Consider the following 19,959-nt stretch of genomic DNA (forward strand, 5'->3'; position numbering starts at 1 on the left):
AACAAAAAATTAAGTTTTAAAATGTTATTATAACATGAAAAAGAATAAAGTATTTATAAAATTATCCCTCAGTTTTTTACTGCTCGCAGGTTTAATGGGAGCTTGTAAAGACGACTTCCTGGAGTTAGACCCAATCGGGTCTTATACCGAAGCTGGTATAACTAACTTAAAAGGCGCAGAAGGTATGTTAATTGCCGCCTATGCTGCCTTAGATGGCCGACCAGAAACCCAATTAACTGGTTCTACTAACTGGGTAGTAGGTAGTGTAGCGGCTGACGATGCCAATAAAGGTACAGAACCATCTGACTTTAATAGCATCAATGATACCGAACTATACCTACAATTGCCGAGCGCCCAGCCAGCTGCTGATAAATGGAGAGGTGTAGTTGATGGTATAGGCATGACCAACCAAGTGCTTCGAACTCTAAACTTAGCAACTGATATTCCGGATGCTGATAGAGCCCGTATTGAGGGAGAAACCCGTTTTTTAAGAGCTTTTTACCACATGGAAGGTAAAAAAGTATTTAACATGGGTTTTCCGTGGATACCGGAAGAAGCAGATTCAACCGAAAATTATAAGGCAATAAAGAATCAAGTAGACATATGGCCTTTAATTGAAGCAGATTTTAAATTTGCGTATGATAACCTGCCTGGTAAACAAGCCCAAAAAGGTAGAGCTAACAAGTGGGCGGCTGGTGCGTTCTTAGGAAAGGCTATGCTATTTCAGGGAAAACATGCCGAAGCCTTAGCCATCTTTAATGATGTAATGGCTAACGGTACCAATGCACAAGGACAAAAATATGCTCTGAATGCAAATTATGGTGATAATTTCCGGATTGCTACTAAAAACAGTGCAGAAACTATTTTCGCGGTACAGTACACTAATAAAGATGGTGCTGGCAACAATGCTAATGCGAACTACGAAAATAACCTGAACTTTCCGCATGGTTCTGGTGATAAGCCAGGTGGCTGCTGCGGATTCTTTCAACCTTCCCAAGCTTTCGTTAATTCGTTTATCACCGATGCCAATGGATTACCAATTGCCAATCCGCTCATAGAAAATGGCATTACCAGTGATCGACTTTTAACTTCGGCGCAGCCATTCACACCTTATGCTGGTACCGTTGACCCTCGTCTAGATCACTCAGTTGGTCGTCGAGGAGTGCAGTATTTGGATTGGGGACCGCACCCAGGTAGAGACTGGATTCGGGATGTAAGTAATGGAGGTCCGTATAGTCCAAAGAAAAACGTACATACCCGGGCCGAGTTAACCGCTGGACAAGCTGGTACTGGTGATTGGGGGCAACCAGCCAATGCGTTGAGTTTCCCTTTAATGCGGTATTCTGACCTAATGTTAATGGCAGCCGAAGCAGAAGCTCAAACCGGTGGCCTTACCAATGCGCTTAATTTAGTAAATACAATACGCGAACGGGCGGCTAACGCAGCAAGTGTTGTGAAAAATCCCGATGGAACACCAGCTGCCAATTACAAAGTAGGGTTATACACCGCATTCGGCAGTAAAGAAGAGGCATTAAATGCTATCATGAAGGAGCGTCAATTAGAACTAGGTATGGAAGGTCATCGTAAATTTGATTTAGTTCGCTACGGCATAGCTGATGTGATGCTAAACGCTTACGTTAACTTCGAGAAAAACTACATTCCTAAATTTGTAAATGCCAAATTCACGAAAGATCAGGATGAGTATCAACCGGTGCCAACTAATGTTATTCAAACTAGCCGTTTGGCTGATGGTACTTTTAACCTGAAGCAAAATCCTGGTTATTAATTATTAGCCACCAATAATATTGTAAAGGCAAGATTTAAATCTTGCCTTTATTTTTGTACATTAGTTAAGCCAATAACTAAGGAGTAGCTTATCCTTTATTGTGTAATTCAATTGATTACCCTTTTTAAATGAACAAAGTATCTATTCTTCTTTTTGCTGCTTTCTGTTGCTTTATAAGTAGTTGTCAGAAAAAAACAGAAACCTTATTTACTCAACTTACTCCTAATGATACCGGTATTACTTTCGCTAATCGTATATTTGAAAGCGACTCGCTTAATATTTTAACTGAAGAATATATTTACAACGGCGGCGGCGTAGCAACCGGCGATTTTAATAAAGATGGGTTAGATGATCTCTACTTTACGGGCAACATGGTGCCTAATAAACTGTATCTGAATCTAGGAAATTTTAAATTTAAAGATGTAACGCAATCGGCGGGAGTTACTGGCAATGGTAAATGGTCGTCGGGAGTAGCGGTGGTGGATATTAACCAGGATGGTAAACTGGATATGTACGTGTGCGCTACCATCAAAAAAGATTCGGCTGATCGGGCAAATATGTTGTTTATTAACCAAGGCAACAATTCCCAAGGAGAACCTGTTTTTAAAGAATTAGCCCGCGCATACGGCATTGCCGATACCGGTTATAGTACCCATGCGGCATTCTTTGATTATGACCGCGACGGAGACTTGGATTTATACGTGCTTACTAATGTGCAAAATGCCAGTATTCCCACGGTTTACCGTACCAAAGTAAACGATGGTACCTCGCCCAACAACGACCGGCTATACCGCAACAATGGGGATAATACTTTTACGAATGTTTCTAAAACCGCCGGAATTGTATACGAAGGGTATGGTTTAGGTTTAGCCATCAGTGATATAAACCTGGATGGCTGGCCGGACATTTACGTGACCAACGATTATTTATCGGACGATTTACTGTATATCAATAACCAGGATGGAACCTTTACCAACCGGAAAAACCAATACATCAAACACACCAGCTTTTCGGCAATGGGTAATAGCGTGGCCGATATTAACAACGACGGATTGGTGGATATTCTGGCGGTAGATATGCTACCGGAAAATAACCGCCGCAAAAAGCTGTTGATGAAAGATAATAACTACGCCATTTACTTTAACAACAAACAATACCAATACGATTTTCAATACGTACGCAATACGTTGCAATTAAATAACGGCTTAACACCATCGGGGGAGCCTTCTTTTAGTGAGATCGGGCAATTATCCGGTGTTTACCAAACCGATTGGAGCTGGACTCCCTTAGTGGCCGACTTTGATAACGATGGCTACCGGGATATTTTTATTACCAACGGCTTTCCCAAAGATATCACCGACCGGGATTTTTCTATTTATCGCAGTGGACCGGCGAGCCAGGTTGCTAATTTGCAAGCTTTAGTCGATTCAATACCTGTCGTAAAAATACCAAATTATGCTTACCACAACAACGGTAATTTAACTTTTGCCGATAAAACCAAAGACTGGGGCTTTAGTACACCCTCTTTCTCCAACGGAGCGGCCTACGCCGATTTAGATAACGACGGCGATTTGGATTTAGTAATGAACAATATCAACGATAGTGCCTTTGTTTATCAAAATCAACTGTATTCCAGTAAAAAGAGTACACCTAAAAATCATTTTCTGCGTTTGGTTTTTCAAGGGGAGCAACCGAATGTGCAAGGTGTAGATGCGCGGGTAAGTTTGTTTTACAGCCACGGAAAAAAGCAATTCTACGAACATTCGGTATATCGCGGCTTCTTATCTTCTGTCGAAAATAAAGCGCATTTTGGGGTCGGTACTGCCACTACTATTGATTCTTTAAAAGTAATCTGGCCCAACGGGGCTACGCAATTACTGCGCAACATTGCCACCAATCAGGTGCTTACTATTAAGCAAAAAGAAGCAAAACCGGCTTTAAATAACCAGGCTGGTACTTCTAAACAACCAGCTATTTTCCAGGAAACAGCGGTGCAACACGGCATTACATACCGGCATGCCGAAGACGACAAAATCGATTTTAATATTCAAAAAACCTTACCGCATAAATTTACCCAAGCTGGTCCGGGCATAGCGGTTGGCGATATAAACAACGACAAACTGGATGATTTTTACGTAGGTGGTTCGGCGGGTAAACCCGGCACTTTCTTTCTGCAGCAAGCTAGCGGCCAATTTAAAGCATCCACCACCAATTATACTTCGCCGAAGCCCGAAGAAGACATGGGAATGTTATTTCTGGATGTAGATAACGACCGTGATTTAGATTTGTACGTAGCTAGTGGCAGTTACGAATTTCCAGAAGACGCGCCGCAATTTCAAGATCGATTGTATCGCAATAATGGTAAAGGTCAGTTTACGCAAGATGCGCAGGCATTACCGGCTTTACGGACCAGCAAGTCTTGCGTAAAAGCGGCTGATTTTGACCAGGATGGTGATTTGGATTTGTTTGTAGGCGGACGGGTAATGTCGGGTAAGTATCCTATGGCCCCGCCAAGTTATATTTTGCGCAACGAAAAAGGCCGTTTTACCGATGTAACTGCCCAGGTTTGCCCCAGCTTAAATAAACTAGGTATGATCACCGATGCCCTGTGGTCGGATTTTGATAAGGATGGACAGGTAGATTTAGTAATAGCGGGCGAGTGGATGCCCATTACTTTTTTAAAAAATAACAAAGGCCAACTCCAAAATATAACTGCTACTACCGGAGTTCAAAACAAAACCGGCTGGTGGAACAGCTTAACCGCCGGCGATTTTGATAATGATGGCGACATAGATTATGCCGCCGGTAACTTAGGTTTAAACAGTAACTACTGCGCCAAACCCGATCAACCGCTACAGGTTATTGCCAAAGATTTTGATAAAAATGGCAGCTTGGATGCCGTACTTTCGTGCTACTTAAAATCCGAAGACGGGCAAATGCGACCTTACCCCATGCACACCCGCGACGATTTGAATGCCCAAATGCCTCGTACCCGAAGTATTTTTGCCCGCTATAGCAATTATGCCATGGCTACTATTGACGAGGTAATACCCGTAAAAGAACGGGAAGGCGCCTTAATTTTACAAGCCAACCACATGGCCAGCAGTTACCTGGAAAACCTGGGACAAGGTAAATTTAAGATGCACCTATTACCTCAGGTAGCTCAGTTTGCCCCGGTTTACGGCATGGTAGCCGACGACGTAAACCAAGATGGAAACTTAGATTTACTGGTCGTAGGGAACGATTACAGCACCGAAGTATTTACCGGTAATTACGACGCCTTAATTGGATTGTATTTGCAAGGAAACGGTAAAGGTAAATTTACACCCGTGCCGGTTTCCCGTAGCGGTTTTTTTGTAAACGGCGATGCGAAAGGCTTAGCCCAACTCTACACCAAAGATGGTCAAAAACTAACTTTAGTAACGCAGAATCAGGATAGCTTAAAGGTGTGGCAAACTACACCATTATCAAAGCAACCTGTTAACAAAGTAATAACCTTACAACCAATGGATGCTTCGGCCGAAATAACTTACCAGAACGGGAAAAAGCAACACCTGGAATTTTATTATGGCCACACGTATCTTTCCCAATCCTCGCGTAAATTGGCGTGGCAACCCGGTATGGCCTCTATTATCATAAAAGATTTCTCAGGCCGTAGCCGGCAACTAGATTTTTAAAAAACAAATGCGATTTTTCTGCTTGTGGTGCTTAATAGCTTGGTTAAGCATTTGTTGTACACCCAAAAAAAAAACGGTTACATCGGTAGTAAATGTAACAGACTTAGCGAAAGTTTTGCCTGACTCTACCGAAACCGCCGCCCTGGATGGAAATAATTTAGCCCACGTGTACTGCTCGGCTTGTCATCAGTTTCCGGAACCGGCTTTGCTCCCTAAAGTTACCTGGGAAAAAAGCGTATTACCCGTTATGGGTCTTCGTCTCGGTATTGGAAGCGATTTAAGTATGTACACGCGTCTGGCCCCTCAAGAAATAATGGCTCTTCTAAAAGCTGAGATTTATCCCAGTAAACCTTTAATCGCTAAAAAAGATTGGATCAAAATAAAAGCCTACTATCAAAATCAAGCCCCAGAAAAGCTGGCGCCACCAAAATTACTTTCCCTGGATTCCTTAACGCTTTTTCAAGTAAGTGCATTACCCATAAACAAAGGGCGAAATGCCTTAACTTCTCTTTTAAAATACGAACCAAAAACCAAAGAATTACTCGTTGGGGACCGGCGGAATAAGCTATTTAGAATCAATGCCCAATTACAACCCACTGATTCATTACAATTAGATACTCCTCCGGTAGCCGCTATCAGTACTATAAATAAAGAACATTATCAAATACTTACGGTAGGTTCGCTTACTCCCTCTGATGCACCTTATGGCCGCCTTTATTCCTGGAATACAAAAGATAAAACTGCTGCTAGTGCGCAGCCCCAATTAACCGATTTGCAGCGCCCGGTGCAATTGGTCAGTAGTGATCTTAACCAGGATAATCGTCCCGATTTAGTTGTTTGCCAATACGGAAATCAAATAGGTAAATTAAGCTGGTACGAAGAGAATAAGGATGGTACCTATCGGGAGCATATTTTAAAAAAAGTACCGGGTAGCCGGCAAGTAATCATTCAGGATATTAACCACGATAATCTGCCGGATGTTATAGCTTTATTTGCCCAAGCCACCGAAAGTGTAATTGTATTTTATAATAAGGGAGAAGGCCGGTTTGAAGAAGAAACGTTATTGCAAATGCCGCCGGTTTATGGATCTAGTTACTTTACGTTAACAGATTTTAATAAAGATAGCGCGCCGGATATTTTACTGGCAAACGGCGATAATGGCGATTATTCTTCTTTGCTGAAGCCTTATCACGGAATCCGGGTGTATTTAAATAATAAGAAAAATAGCTTTCAGGAAACTGTTTTTTTGCCTTTGCCGGGAGCTACGCAAGCGGTAGCGCGCGATTTTGACCAGGACGGTGATGTAGACATAGCTGCCATTGCCTACTTTGCTGATTTTGAAAAACAACCGGCGGCCGGCTTTGTGTATTACGAAAACCAAGGGAATAATACCTTTCACAGCAAAACTTTTCCGGAATCTACCCAGGGCCGTTGGCTTACCATGTCTACCGGCGACTTAGATCAGGATGGCGATGAGGACATTATGCTGGGTTCTTTTATTTTTGCCACTACCCCAGTACCGACTACTTTACAGGAAAAATGGATTAAAAATGGTCCTAGTGTTTTGGTCTTAAAAAATAAGCTACAACCAAAAGTTGAATAACCTGGTTGTAACTTGTATTAAATGGGCTAATAAATGCGGCCAAATTTTTAAATTTTTGCATAGAAGGTGGCTCGTAGCCGCTGCAAAACTTTAGGGCAGCTTCGCTAATTGGCCATTCCGGCGGGTTTTTAACTTCTGATAAACGAAGTTACCTACTTCTTTACCTTCCTCAGCCCCATACTCATTGGCGGGTCTAAAGTGAATACCGCCGTACATCCGGCTCATGCCCGCCTCCCTGGATGCATCGTAGAAAGAGTTGAACTTCCGGACGGGTAAACCAATCGCTAACTGCGTAGAATCCGTAAAAGCAAAATTATCGCCGAATAAATTGGTAAGCGCAGTAGCGGCAGCTGCCGAAATAACGCTGTGCCCACTCGGAAACTCCGGAAAAGGGGGTGTTTGCAACAAGGGGTCCCATTCCGGATCAATGTATTTTTCAATGTAAGTTTCCGGGCGAATATGTACGTGTTTGTACTTGGCATCCCAACAGCTGATAAATCCGTCGGCTAACGAAGTTGTTACAAAAACAAAGGCTTCGGCCTGCTCCATAGGATTTATATTTTTAGCTTTACACACATTAGAAGTTATGGTAATCCAATGGCCACCCGGCGTTAGTTTTTGTTTAAAATAAGTAATATGGCCTTTCGTGTAAGAAACATTCGGGTTGTCGTCCCAGAATTTGGCAATTAATTGTTTTTCTGCGTCGGAGTTCTCACCCAACATGTAAATTTCTTTAGCCTCTTTATAAAATTTAGAGTTAGGCAAAGTGTCGAATGGAGTTGGGTTACGCGGTTTACATTGTGCCGCCGAATCCATTACAAAAGGTCGGATGGTATTCCAATGGGGCTCAACGGCTTGCATGTAATCGGGTGGGGTAGGCTGCCACTCATTTATCTTCTCCGACAACATGTGGCGCTGCATGGCCCTTGATTCCAGGTAATTATCTTTTAAAGCCCAGGCGATCACGTGCTCACCCACTTTTTTGCCGTAAGCTAAGGAGTTTTCTAAAACTTCCTTTTTAATCCCGGTTTTTTTAATTTTTTCCAGGTATTCGGTTTCAAATTTTTCGGTATTAGCAGGTACCAACGTTAATTTTTTCATAACGGTTGCAAATGCCTCAGCGCTCGCTACCGGATAGTAATATTCTTTGCCTTTCTCGGGTGCGGGTACATTTTCCAGGCCATTTAATTGCCCTGCCAACGACTGGCAAGCCGGATAGCCAGGTACTAACGCTTCGTATGCCGCAATGTTGGTATAAGCATAAATACGGCTGGCTACGGGCGGCGAAAAAATATCCGTAATAATAATGTGACTGAGATGCTTGTTCCAATCAATCAACTGAAACCGGGTAAAAGCATCGAGACCGGCTGGATTTGGTTTGGGCTGGCAAGCAGAAATATTAGCCAGAATTAAAATAAAGAGAAAGCGGGTAATTAATTTCATGTTCACTGGCAGATTGCCTAATCTAAACTAAAATATAAATATAACTAAAATTATGTTTAAGGCAACCAAGTTAAATAAGCTTCCATGATTCAAAAATATAAATAATGTAAAGCGCTAGTTGTAAGATAACCAGGGGAAATGTTTGACAAAATCTTAAAGCCGTTCCCTCTATTATATAAATAGTACTTACAATGTGCGATAAGAAAAATTTTAAAATTTAACTGGTGTGGTTCTTATTAAGTACCCTGTTAAGAACTTAATTTAAAAGAAGCCCGACCCAGTAAAGCGGCCAAATTAGGGTGTTGCCGGATATTATTTAAAGCCCGTTGAATATGGTTAAGCACCGATTGATAACTAACATCCATTAACTGAGCTACCTCGGTAAAACTTAAATCTTCGTAATACCGCAGGTACAAAGCCTCTTTTTGCCGCTTGGGCAAACTGTTTAATAAAATTAGTAAATTCTTAGTAGTTTCCTGATCTATCTCGGACCGTACTACTATTTCTTCCGAAGAAAAAACAACGTCGGGTTGGTAAAAAAAACGGGTAAATGCTTTTTGCTCCGTTTTTTTACGCTGTAAAATTAACCGGCGGTACGATGTAAAAAGATAAAGCTTAATAGATTGCACCGCATTAATCCGCTCCCGCGACGCCCACAGCGTAACAAATAAATCCTGAATGCAATCCTCACTTAAAGCCGCATCCTGGCTTAATCTAAGGCCATACCGGAATAAGCTCTTGTAATAACTACGGTGCATGTACGCCAAAGCTGCTTCGTTACCCTGGCGTAAATTTTCCCATAATTCTGGTTCCGACAAAGCCGCATGGGGCTGAAGTATGGCTTCTTGTAAAGTATATAAGGGTAAAATAAGTGCCATAAGCAATTACACCAAATAAATTATTTTTCTGTGAGTATAACATCGCTATATGTTAAAAAAGAGAAAGTTAGCCATACCAGCCATAAACAACCTAATCTCTTTTTTAAACAGGGAGTAACGAATAAAAATTAATAAGCTAGTTATAATAGTACTAATAAATTTTGAAAAATGGTAATTCTCATCCGGATAAATTATACAGGGGTAATGCACAGCAACTAGGTCTTACACTGCTTAATTGTTTAAGCAACACTTATTAAAATGGAGAAAAACTCTTCTGTAAGTACAATGATCAACTACTTATTCAAAAGTTAAAAAAAGCTTTAATCAAAAGAAAAGTTGATTGGTAATTTTTTAAATTTTTATGATTTTAATTAATGAAATTGTAAATTTTTTAAAATAGTTGTTCTCGTGAGTAGAAATTACCCTTTTTTACCTCTTTACATAAAACAAGCATTGCTCTAGGTTTACTACTCCATGAAATTGCCAGACTATACGCTTCAAGATTTTTTACAGGATGCATCCTTTCCGCACTGGGTGTATAAAACTGATGCAGCAGCTGAGCAAAAGTGGAATGCTTTTTTGGCTGCATATCCCGAAAAAAAGGCTCTGGCTCACCAAGCGGCATTGCTGCTCACCGGTATTTCGGTTAATCCTGCGCCCGTGCCAGATAGCCAAATGCAGGACAGTTGGAATCGCGTAAAGCACCAACTGGCTTTTGCCGATAATACGCGCCCGCTAACCACCTCGGAGCCAAGCAAGCTGAAACGTATATATTGGCCAAATTGGGCAGCCGCACTCGTACTTTTTTGCCTGAGCAGTATTTTGGTTTATTATCTGGCTAATGAGCAAAAGCAGCAGATATACCATACTCAATTTGGCGAAACTGCTACTATTATTTTACCTGATTCCTCTACGGTAGTGCTTAACGGCAATACCACTTTGCGTTATACCGCTGGTACCAAATTTAATCAAAACCGCGAAGTGTGGCTCGAAGGAGAAGCGTTTTTTAGTGTAATCCGGAAACCTGGCCCGCGTAAGGTGCATTTTTGGGTGCATACTCCGGAGGTAAACGTGCAGGTACTGGGTACCCGCTTTAATGTAACTAATCGGCGCCGGAAAACCCGGGTGGTACTAAACTCGGGTAAAGTTAATTTATCAACCGAAACCCTGGCGAAACACCCGGTAACGGAAACATTAAAACCCGGCGAAATGGCGGAGTTATTACCAGCACAGCAAAAATTTAAAAAAAGTACGGTAAATCCGGAAATTTATTCTGCCTGGACGCATAAGCAGCTTATTTTTCAGGCTACTCCCCTGGCCGAGATTGTAACCCTGCTCGAAGAAAACTATGGTTATAACGTACAGGTAACCGATCCGAAGATTTTAACCCGGAAAATTACCGGCGAAATTTTTATTGACGATGTAAATACTTTACTAGTGGCTTTAGCCACGTCGTTTAATTTAAAAATTGAAAAACAAAGCCAGCAAACCTTACGCATTACTTCGCCTATGTAATAATAGGAAGTTTATAAATACTTAAATTAAAATTAAAGCTCGTGAGAAATGATTACTAAAAAGAAAAAAGTGCTGCTTCGAAATGCCTTCCTATTGGCGTGTCTGGCTACTATGCCAGAGGTTTACGCGCAAGATTTACTTTTAGCGAACAACCAGCAAAGTAAAACCCAGGCTACGCATACTGCTAGTAAAAAAGTATTGCTGGCCCAGGTTCTCCAGGATTTACAGCATCAATACCATGTTTCCTTCTTGTACGAAACACAAAATTTAGAAGGAAAACTGGTAGCTGCCTATTTAACGCCAACGGGCAAAATAGAACAAGATTTAGATAAACTACTTGCTAACGTTAATTTACGTTTTGCTAAAATTAACGAACGCACTTTCGCTATACTTCCCGATACCAAAACTGCCGAAATAAGCTTACCTAGTGCTTTCCGGCCGCTCACATCCCCAAACGAAACGGCAGAACAAGGCTCTGGTCTTGCGTGGTTAGCCAGCAGTCGTCCCGAAATATTACCCAATTACGTAGCAACTAAGGCCCCGGAATGGCAAATTACCGGCAAAGTAACCGGTGCTAACGGCGAAGGTTTACCTGGGGTAACCGTATTGCTCAAGGGAACTACCACCGGTTCTACTTCTGGTCCCGATGGCACCTATACGTTAAACATTCCTGAACAAGCTGGTACTTTAGTTTTTTCTTTTATTGGCTATACTACGAAAGAATTACCGGTTAGCGGATCGGGTCCAGTAAATGTTACCCTGAGCGAAGATACCCAAGCCTTAGAAGAAGTGGTTGTAGTGGGTTATGGTACGCAAAAGAAAGAAGCCGTTACTGGAGCTATCACCTCCGTGGGAGCCAAGCAAATTGCTGAGATTCCCGTGCCTAACGTGCAGCAAGCCATGCAGGGCAGAGCGGCTGGGGTAATGGTTATCAATCAAGGTTCGCCGGGTACGGCTCCTAACGTGCGGATCAGAGGTATTGGTTCTATTTCTTTTGGTACCGAGCCTTTATACGTAGTAGATGGAGTGCCTACCGGAGGTCTGAATAACATTGACCCGAAAGATATTCAATCGGTGGATGTTTTGAAAGATGCGGCGGCCACGGCTGTTTATGGTTCCCGGGCGGCGAATGGGGTAGTTATCATTACCACCAAAAACGGTGGCCGCGATGGTAAGTTCCGCGTGAACTTAGATTCTAATGTAGGTGTTCAAAACGCCTATAAAATGTACGACTTGTTAAATACTGAACAATACGTACAATATGGTACTACTTTAACCCGAAATAACAGCGCTACAGCGGGATTGCCTCCCCGGTTCGATCAGTTAGGTCAAACTATTCCGGGCACAAATCAAACCTACGGTCAAACCAACACTAACTGGATGGAAGAGCTTTTTCAGCCAGGATTATTAACGCAGCATAATTTGTCCTTGTCTGGTGGTACCGAGAAGTCTCAATTTTATACCAGTGCCGGTTACTACAAACAAGAAGGCACCATGATCGGATTAGGTTTTGATCGATATAATGCCCGCATTAACTCTACCCATAAAATCAGTAATTTTGTTACGGTTGGTCAAACTTTGACCGCAGGTTACAATCAACAAGATTACGACAACTCGGCGCAAAGAAGCCGCATTGTAAATGCCATCCGGATGGTACCTTATTTACCAGTTACCAATCCCTTGGTAAACAGTGGTTACCGGGAAATTGATGGAGCCGATTCCAATGACCCAGATAACCCGGTTCGTTTATCGTTATTGAATACCGCTGAACGACGGAATACCAATATCATCGGTAATATCAACGTGGAATTAAGATTTACCAATTGGTTACGCTTTAAAACAATTGGCGGGGTAGATTACTTTAATAATTTAGATTTTCAACGTCAACCTCAATTTTCAAGCGGGTCTAAATCAAACGCTAGCTTAATTCTACAAAACAACCGGAATACCGGACGTACTTTGTTGACTACTAATCAGTTAACGTTTGATAAAACCTTTGGCGATCATTATGTAAATGCCATTGCGGTATATGAGCGCCAGGGTAATAAGTCGTTGCAGGAAAATATTACCGGTAACCAACCAAACAATACGTTCGAAACGCTTTATAACGCTACCCAGCAGGTTACCAATTTTCAACGGTTTGAGACTTTGCTTATTTCTTATTTAACGCGTTTAAACTACGAGTATAAAGCAAAATACTTAGTTAGTGCTTCTTTCCGGCGCGATGGATTTTCGGTATTTGCTCCGGGTAATAAATGGGGTAACTTTCCGGGTGCATCCGTTGGCTGGCGCGTAACTGAAGAACCTTTTATGAAAGGTCTGACGACTTTATCGGAATTAAAATTACGGGCTAGTTATGGCAGCGTTGGTTTTAATAATATTGGAGCTTATCCATGGCAAGCGAATGCGTTGGTGAATAATGCCAACTATCAGTTTGGGGGCACATCGCCGGTTAATAGTTCTTACTACAACGGTATATCCAACACGCAATTAGGATGGGAAATTACTAGAATGGTTAACTACGGAGTTGATTTTGGCTTCCTGAATAACCGAGTAACTTTCTCCGCTGAATATTTCGACAGAACTACCACCGATGATAACCGTTTGATTCTGCAGGTGCCTACTGCTCCAAGTTTTGGTTTTACTGGTGCTACTGTGGCCCAAAACGTGGGTAAAATGAAAAACTCGGGTGTAGAGTTTCAGTTAGGTTATAACGAAAGCGATAAAGCCTTTAAGTGGAGTGTAAACGCCAATGCCAGCGTTATTAAAAACAAAGTAGTGGAAATGAGCCCGGCTCTTCCATTCTTGGATGCGGGCGCGAACCAGGATTTTGGTAATACCGATTTTACCCGTACTGCACCTGGTGAGCCAATACAGTCTTTCTACGGCTGGGTAATCGATGGTATCTACCAAAGCCAGGATGAAGTAAACGCCGATAACGTAAAACCTACGACTGATGCCCGAGCTACCGCTCAGGTCTTAAATCCAAATATTACCGCAGATCAACTAAATGGTATAAAGGGCTATCGTCAAAATGAAAGAACCTCAGCTGGTGATTTTAAATACAGAGATTTAAACGGTGATGGTAAAATTGACAATAACGACCGGACATTCCTGGGTAGTCCATGGCCAACTTTCCAGTATGGTTTAAATGCCTCGGCTAATTACCGGAACTTCGATTTAAGTTTATTCTTACAAGGAGTAATCGGCAATAAAATTTATAATGCTACCCGTGTACAATTAGAAGGAGGTCAGCGTTTATTTAATGCTGGTACAGCTGTACTAAATGCCTGGACGCCAACTAACACCAATACCGATGTTCCCAGAATGATTGCTTCGGACCCCAATGGAAATAACCGAACTTCTGGCCGGTTCTTAGAGGATGGTTCTTATGCCCGGTTAAAGAACATCAGCTTGGGTTACACCATTCCGCAAGCAGCCCTTAGTTCTTTTTCAAATGGTAAAATTGGCGGCATCCGGATTTATGTACAGGCAACGAATTTATTTACCATCACCGATTACTCCGGATTAGATCCGGAAGTAGGAGCCTTGCAGGGTCAGGGAGCTACCTTGTTAACCAACGGAGTTGACTTTGGACAGTATCCACAGCCTCGGTCTTTTGTAGGCGGATTACAGATTACCCTTTAAGTTTTAAAGAATTTAAATAGCTTAGTCATTCATTTTTAGATTTATCATGAGAAGAATATATGTATCAGCATGTTTGTTAGGAGCGCTACTCCTAACAAACTGCCAAGATGATTTAGAAAAAACGAATCCTAACCAACTCGTCGTAGAAAATTATTTTAAAAATGCGACCGAGTTGCAGGGAGCTGTGAACAGTATTTACTCCGCCATGCGGGGTACCAACTTAATGAGCCGGGAGTGGTTCTTTACCCACGACATGCGTAGCCCGGATTATACTTCAGGTGGTCCAGCCTTGGAAGCACCGCGTGGTCAGATTTTAACGGGTGGTACTACTCCGGATAATCCAGTAATCACAGCTTCTTTTACGGGTTTATACGCGATGGTGCACCGGGCAAATACCGTAATTGCTAACGCTCCTAAAGCTTCAGAAACAGCCTCTGATGCGGACAAAGCAACCATTCAAGCATTGGTAGCCGAGGCCCGGTTTTTAAGAGGGTGGGCTTATTTTGAATTGGTTAATTTCTGGGGAGAAGTGCCTATTTACACCGAACCCGTAGCCGCCGTTGATGCATTTAAGCCCAAATCGCCAATTGCGGATGTGTATGCCGTAGTTATTGAAGATTTAAAAGCAGCTCAGGCGGGCTTACCAGCTAAACAAACCGGTGATAACCGGGGACGGGCCAGCGGCGATGCGGCTACGGCTTTTTTAGGTAAAGCTTATTTACAGCAGCTAGACTATGCTAACGCCCGCATAGAACTTTTAAAGCTTTACGGCAAGTATACCTTAACGCCGGTGTACAACGATAATTTCCGAGAAGAAAATGAGTTTAACTCCGAATCTATCTGGGAACAAGTAAATGTGGCCAATGCCAGCAACGGTTTCAACTGGAACGGGGATGCCTCCGGGTTAGGAGCGGCACTTGGTACCGTTCGTAGCCAGGAAATTAACCCATTATCCTGGCGGAATATGATTCCTTCGGATAAGTTACTGAACGAATACGAAACGCCGGCAAACACTCCTGGTTTAGCCAAGGTAGATCCCCGCATGAATTTTACGGTTTACTTCCCTGATATAGCTCCAACGGTAACTGGCTTGCCCGTTACACCCGATACTTTTAAAGATAAAACCGGTGCCGATGTGCCCATGACCGAAGCAGCCCAGGGTAATGCTAATAAATCGAACATTAATGGCAAGCAGGTAAAAGTAAGCTGGGAAAAATACGCGGCTATCTATAAAACCAACGCTGACCCAACTTTTGTGGTTTCGGGTATTAACTTACGGGTTTTGCGGTATGCGGAAGTCTTATTAATGCTCGCTGAAGTAGAAGCGAATGCCGGTGATCTAAGCAAGGCTGTGAGCTATCTAAACGAACTGCGGGCTCGTCCGGATGTGCAAATGCCTCCATACCCAACCGCCAAATACTCGGTAAACTCCAAAGAAGAAGTGATGCGGGCGGTTATTCACGAAAGTGCCGTTGAAAGAGGCGGCGAAGAAGGACGTGATTTTGATACCTTACGTTGGATCAGAGCCAAGTATATTTCAACCACGCCTTCGCCATTCGAAAACTACACATTCAACGAAGCTACCCACATGTATTTACCTTTACCGCAAAACGAAGTAAGTCGCAATCCTAACTTATAATTTATAATTTAGAAATTTCATATTAACGTATTAACAATTAATTAAAAAAGGCTCCTGAATAATTCAGGAGCTTTTTGATTATATCTATAACAAGTCGGTATTCTAAATCCTTGCTGAAAAGTAGTATATTCGTCAGAAATCCATTACTTATTGTACATTCCGGTAATGAAAATTAATAAATCTTTGATTTTTGCTCCTATCTTTTTATTCCTCACCAATTGCCAATTTTTCAAACGGGAAAAGCCTTTATTCACCTTGCTAGCCCCCGAAGAAACTGGTGTTACTTTTACCAATACCATCACCGAAAGCGATTCTTTAAATGTATTAACCTACGGCTACATGTATAATGGCGGGGGGGTGGCCGTAGGCGATGTGAACAACGATGGCTTACCCGATCTGTACTTTTCCGGTAATATGGTTTCGAGTAAACTGTACCTGAACCAAGGAAATTTTAAATTTAAAGACATAACTACGCTTAGCGGTACTGGTACTAAGTCGTGGGTTAACGGCGTAACCATGGTGGATATCAACCAGGATGGTTTATTAGATATTTACGCCTGTACGGTTACCCCTTTAAAAGGCCAGCCTGCAATACCTAATCTGTTATTTATAAACCAAGGCCTGAACGCAGCTGGCGTGCCGGTATTTAAAGAAGAAGCCCAAACTTTTAACCTGGCCGATACCGGCAACTGTACCCAAGCGGCTTTCCTGGATTATGATAAAGACCAGGACTTAGATATGTATTTACTGCGCAATGATTCCCACGGTAACGGCAATCCCAACGTGCCTCGTCCGAAGATTACCGATGGTTCTTCACCCAGCAACGATAAGTTATTTCGCAATAATGGCAATAACACGTTTACCGATGTAACCAAAGAAGCCGGTATTTTAATCGAAGGCCGCGGTTTAGGAATAGCCGTTAGTGATATTAACCAGGATGGCTGGCCGGATATTTACGCCGCCAACGATTTTTTAAGCAACGATTTGCTCTGGATAAATAACCAAAACGGCACCTTTAGCAACAAGCTAAATCAGTACCTGAAACATACCAGCTACAACGGCATGGGCACCGACATTGCCGATTATAATAACGATGGCTTGCCCGATATTATCGAAATGGACATGATGCCGGAAGATAATAAACGGCAGAAATTAACGATGGAAGCGCCTAATTACGAACGTTTTAACTTAAACAAGCACCTGGGTTACGATATCCAATACGTGCGGAACACTTTACAACTAAATAATGGGAACGGTACCTTTAGCGAAATAGGCCAGCTGGCCGGCGTATACGCTACCGATTGGAGCTGGAGCGCCTTGCTGGCCGATTACGACAACGATGGCTGGCGCGATTTATTTATTACCAACGGGTATTTAAAAGACATGATTAATCTGGATTACATGCATTATCAGTCGGAGCAGTTAATGTTTGGTACCCAGGAAGCCATGGAAGCCAAACTCAAAAAAGAATTTAATAAGCTGGAAAGTGTAGTAGTGCCTAATTATATCTTTCAAAATAAACACGATTTAACTTTTGCGAATAAAAGTGCCGCCTGGGGACTGGAAAAAACGTCTACTTCCAACGGCGCCACCTACGCTGATCTGGATAAAGATGGCGACCTGGATTTAGTTATTAATAACCTGAACAACCCGGCTTTTGTGTACCGCAATAATGCCGAAACAATTAATCCAACACATTTTTTAAAAATTGAGCTTCAAGGGCTAAGCCCAAACCGGAATGGAATTGGCGCTACTATAAAAATTAAAAATAAAAAGCAGCAGCAGCTTTACGAGCATTATCTTACTCGCGGTTACCAATCTTCCGTGGACCCAACTATTCACTTTGGCTTAGGCAAAGCGCCGGTAATTGATACTCTGGAAATAATTTGGCCGAGCGGGAAACAACAATTGCTCACTAAAGTAAAAGTCAACCAAACTTTGCTTCTGCAAGAACAAAACGCCACTCGAACCAAACCAATTAACAGACCAGCTTCAACGCCACTTTTTCAAAAAGTTGCGGCTCGTACCGGTATTGCCTATAAACACGAAGAAGTTGATTACGTGGATTTTAAAAATCAGCCTTTGCTGCCGCACAAATACTCGCAAAATGGCCCGGGTTTAGCCGTGGGCGATGTAAATAACGACGGCCGGGATGATTTTTTTGTGGGTGCTTCCGGTAATCACGTTGGGCTCATTTACTACCAAACCCCACAAGGCACCTTTGCGAGCCGCTCTTTAAGCAAGCAACTCAACGCAGCCGACGATATGGGAGCTTTATTTTTTGATGCCGATAACGACCAGGATTTAGATTTGTATGTAGTAAGTGGGGGCAATGAGTTTAAAGCCGGGGCCGGCCAATACCAGCACCGCTTGTACCAGAACGATGGTAACGGAAATTTTACTCTTAACAACCAAGCCTTACCCCAGATTACGGCTAGCGGTTCGGTAGTAACAGCCGCCGATTTTGACCAAGATGGCGATTTAGATTTATTTGTAGGAGGCCGGAACGAGCCCCAAAAGTACCCCTTGCCGGGCCAAAGCTGTATATTGCGCAACCAAGGTGGCCGTTTTATTAATGTTACCCAACAAGTGTGCCCGGAACTGGAACGAGCTGGCATGATAACCGCCGCCCTTTGGACCGATTTTGACCAAGACAACCAGGTAGATTTAATTTTGACCGGTGAGTGGATGCCGATCAGTTTTTTTAAAAATAACCAAGGAAAGCTCACCAATGTAACAGCAACTACTGAACTGCAAAACACCAATGGCTGGTGGAACAGCCTGGCTGCCGGCGATTTTGACAACGACGGCGACGTAGATTATGTAGCCGGCAATTTGGGTCTTAACTCCCGTTACAAAGCCAGTCCGGAGCAACCGGTAAGCGTAGTGGCCAAAGATTTTGATAATAACGGCAGCGTAGATCCGGTGTTGAGCTATTTTATTCAGAATAAGAACTACCCAGCGCCGGCCCGCGACGCCCTCACCGACCAGATGGTAGCCATGCGTCGCCGGTTTTCGCGTTACGCCGATTACGGCGCCAGCACCATGGAGCAGTTGTTTACCGACGACGAGTTAAAAGATGCGTCTAATTTTAAGAGTTATACATTTAGCAGCAGTTATATTCAAAACAAGGGTAAAGGTAAATTCACGATAAAGCCTTTGCCCGTGCAAGCCCAGTTTGCCCCGGTGTTTGGCTTAACTGTGGCCGACTACAACTACGACGGCAACCTGGATTTATTACTGGTGGGTAATTCTTATGCTTCGGAAACAGCTATGGGCTATTACGATGCCGGTATGGGTACCTGCCTGCTGGGTACAGGTAAAGGTACGTTTCGGGTAGTGCCGCCCAAAACTGCCGGATTGCTAGTAACCGGCGATGCCAAAGCTATGGCCCAGCTTTTAACGGCTAAAAAAGTACCTTTAGAGATAATAACCTGTAATAACGATAGTTTACAAGTCTATAAAGGTCCGGAACCCAAAGCCGAACTCCAAATAATCCGGGTAGCTCCCACCGATGCCTACGCTGATTTAATTTATGTTAACGGTAAAAAACGCCGTGAAGAATTTTACTACGGAGCTGGTTACTTATCGCAATCCTGCCGGGCTCTAATAGCTACCAGATTAGCTCAGGTATACATTACTGATTTTGCCGGGAAAAAGCGCCAGATAAATCCCTGATTTTTAAAAATCCGGTAAAAACAAAAGCAGTACTATCTTAGAAATACTGCTTTTGTTTTTAACTAACTTTGTCTGGCCTAAATTTTAAAAAT

The 19,959-nt window shown here is 42.7% G+C and carries 9 protein-coding genes; 7 read left to right on the forward strand and 2 right to left on the reverse strand.

Annotated features, from left to right (window positions below):
• Nucleotides 1–34: 34 nt before the first annotated feature.
• The 3 genes from AHMF7616_RS01790 to AHMF7616_RS01800 all read left to right on the forward strand — a co-directional run bounded on the left by AHMF7616_RS01790 (nt 35) and on the right by AHMF7616_RS01800 (nt 7,066).
• Nucleotides 35–1,786 carry a RagB/SusD family nutrient uptake outer membrane protein gene (locus tag AHMF7616_RS01790; protein ID WP_115371327.1) on the forward strand — a complete coding sequence of 584 codons (1,752 nt, stop codon included), beginning with the start codon at nt 35–37 and terminating at the stop codon, nt 1,784–1,786.
• Between the two features lie 128 nt (nt 1,787–1,914).
• The gene (locus tag AHMF7616_RS01795; RefSeq protein WP_115371328.1) at nt 1,915–5,463 is read left to right on the forward strand and encodes a VCBS repeat-containing protein; all 3,549 of its coding nucleotides are present in this window, start codon (nt 1,915–1,917) and stop codon (nt 5,461–5,463) included.
• A 7-nt stretch (nt 5,464–5,470) separates the two neighbouring features.
• On the forward strand, nt 5,471–7,066 hold the full coding sequence (locus AHMF7616_RS01800; RefSeq protein WP_115371329.1) for an FG-GAP repeat domain-containing protein: 1,596 nt from the start codon (nt 5,471–5,473) through the stop codon (nt 7,064–7,066).
• A 90-nt stretch (nt 7,067–7,156) separates the two neighbouring features.
• On the opposite strand, the gene AHMF7616_RS01805 is transcribed toward AHMF7616_RS01800, so the two are convergent.
• Complete coding sequence (locus tag AHMF7616_RS01805; protein WP_115371330.1) at nt 7,157–8,509, reverse strand: vanadium-dependent haloperoxidase; 1,353 nt, start codon at nt 8,507–8,509, stop codon at nt 7,157–7,159.
• A 248-nt stretch (nt 8,510–8,757) separates the two neighbouring features.
• Nucleotides 8,758–9,387 carry an RNA polymerase sigma factor gene (locus AHMF7616_RS01810; protein WP_115371331.1) on the reverse strand — a complete coding sequence of 210 codons (630 nt, stop codon included), beginning with the start codon at nt 9,385–9,387 and terminating at the stop codon, nt 8,758–8,760.
• Nucleotides 9,388–9,861: 474 nt separating this feature from the next.
• Between AHMF7616_RS01810 and AHMF7616_RS01815 the strand changes: the two genes are divergently transcribed.
• The 4 genes from AHMF7616_RS01815 to AHMF7616_RS01830 all read left to right on the forward strand — a co-directional run bounded on the left by AHMF7616_RS01815 (nt 9,862) and on the right by AHMF7616_RS01830 (nt 19,867).
• Nucleotides 9,862–10,902, forward strand: a complete 1,041-nt coding sequence (locus AHMF7616_RS01815; RefSeq protein WP_115371332.1) for a FecR family protein — start codon at nt 9,862–9,864, stop codon at nt 10,900–10,902.
• A 48-nt stretch (nt 10,903–10,950) separates the two neighbouring features.
• Nucleotides 10,951–14,550 (forward strand): SusC/RagA family TonB-linked outer membrane protein, encoded by a 3,600-nt coding sequence (locus AHMF7616_RS01820; protein WP_115371333.1) that lies wholly within the window; start codon nt 10,951–10,953, stop codon nt 14,548–14,550.
• A 46-nt stretch (nt 14,551–14,596) separates the two neighbouring features.
• The gene (locus AHMF7616_RS01825) at nt 14,597–16,189 is read left to right on the forward strand and encodes a RagB/SusD family nutrient uptake outer membrane protein (protein WP_115371334.1); all 1,593 of its coding nucleotides are present in this window, start codon (nt 14,597–14,599) and stop codon (nt 16,187–16,189) included.
• A gap of 165 nt (nt 16,190–16,354) precedes the next feature.
• Complete coding sequence (locus tag AHMF7616_RS01830; RefSeq protein ID WP_147275587.1) at nt 16,355–19,867, forward strand: VCBS repeat-containing protein; 3,513 nt, start codon at nt 16,355–16,357, stop codon at nt 19,865–19,867.
• Nucleotides 19,868–19,959 lie beyond the last annotated feature (92 nt).

Origin of the sequence: Adhaeribacter pallidiroseus, from assembly GCF_003340495.1 — a bacterium.
Taxonomy (GTDB): Bacteria; Bacteroidota; Bacteroidia; order Cytophagales; family Hymenobacteraceae; genus Adhaeribacter; species Adhaeribacter pallidiroseus.

Bases quoted from the DNA above. Each gene is read 5' to 3' on its own strand.
- AHMF7616_RS01790 (WP_115371327.1), top strand. From the start codon at position 35: ATGAAAAAGAATAAAGTATTTATAAAATTATCCCTCAGTTTTTTACTG.
- AHMF7616_RS01795 (WP_115371328.1), top strand. From the start codon at position 1,915: ATGAACAAAGTATCTATTCTTCTTTTTGCTGCTTTCTGTTGCTTTATA.
- AHMF7616_RS01800 (WP_115371329.1), top strand. From the start codon at position 5,471: ATGCGATTTTTCTGCTTGTGGTGCTTAATAGCTTGGTTAAGCATTTGT.
- AHMF7616_RS01805 (WP_115371330.1), bottom strand. From the start codon at position 8,509: ATGAAATTAATTACCCGCTTTCTCTTTATTTTAATTCTGGCTAATATT.
- AHMF7616_RS01810 (WP_115371331.1), bottom strand. From the start codon at position 9,387: ATGGCACTTATTTTACCCTTATATACTTTACAAGAAGCCATACTTCAG.
- AHMF7616_RS01815 (WP_115371332.1), top strand. From the start codon at position 9,862: ATGAAATTGCCAGACTATACGCTTCAAGATTTTTTACAGGATGCATCC.
- AHMF7616_RS01820 (WP_115371333.1), top strand. From the start codon at position 10,951: ATGATTACTAAAAAGAAAAAAGTGCTGCTTCGAAATGCCTTCCTATTG.
- AHMF7616_RS01825 (WP_115371334.1), top strand. From the start codon at position 14,597: ATGAGAAGAATATATGTATCAGCATGTTTGTTAGGAGCGCTACTCCTA.
- AHMF7616_RS01830 (WP_147275587.1), top strand. From the start codon at position 16,355: ATGAAAATTAATAAATCTTTGATTTTTGCTCCTATCTTTTTATTCCTC.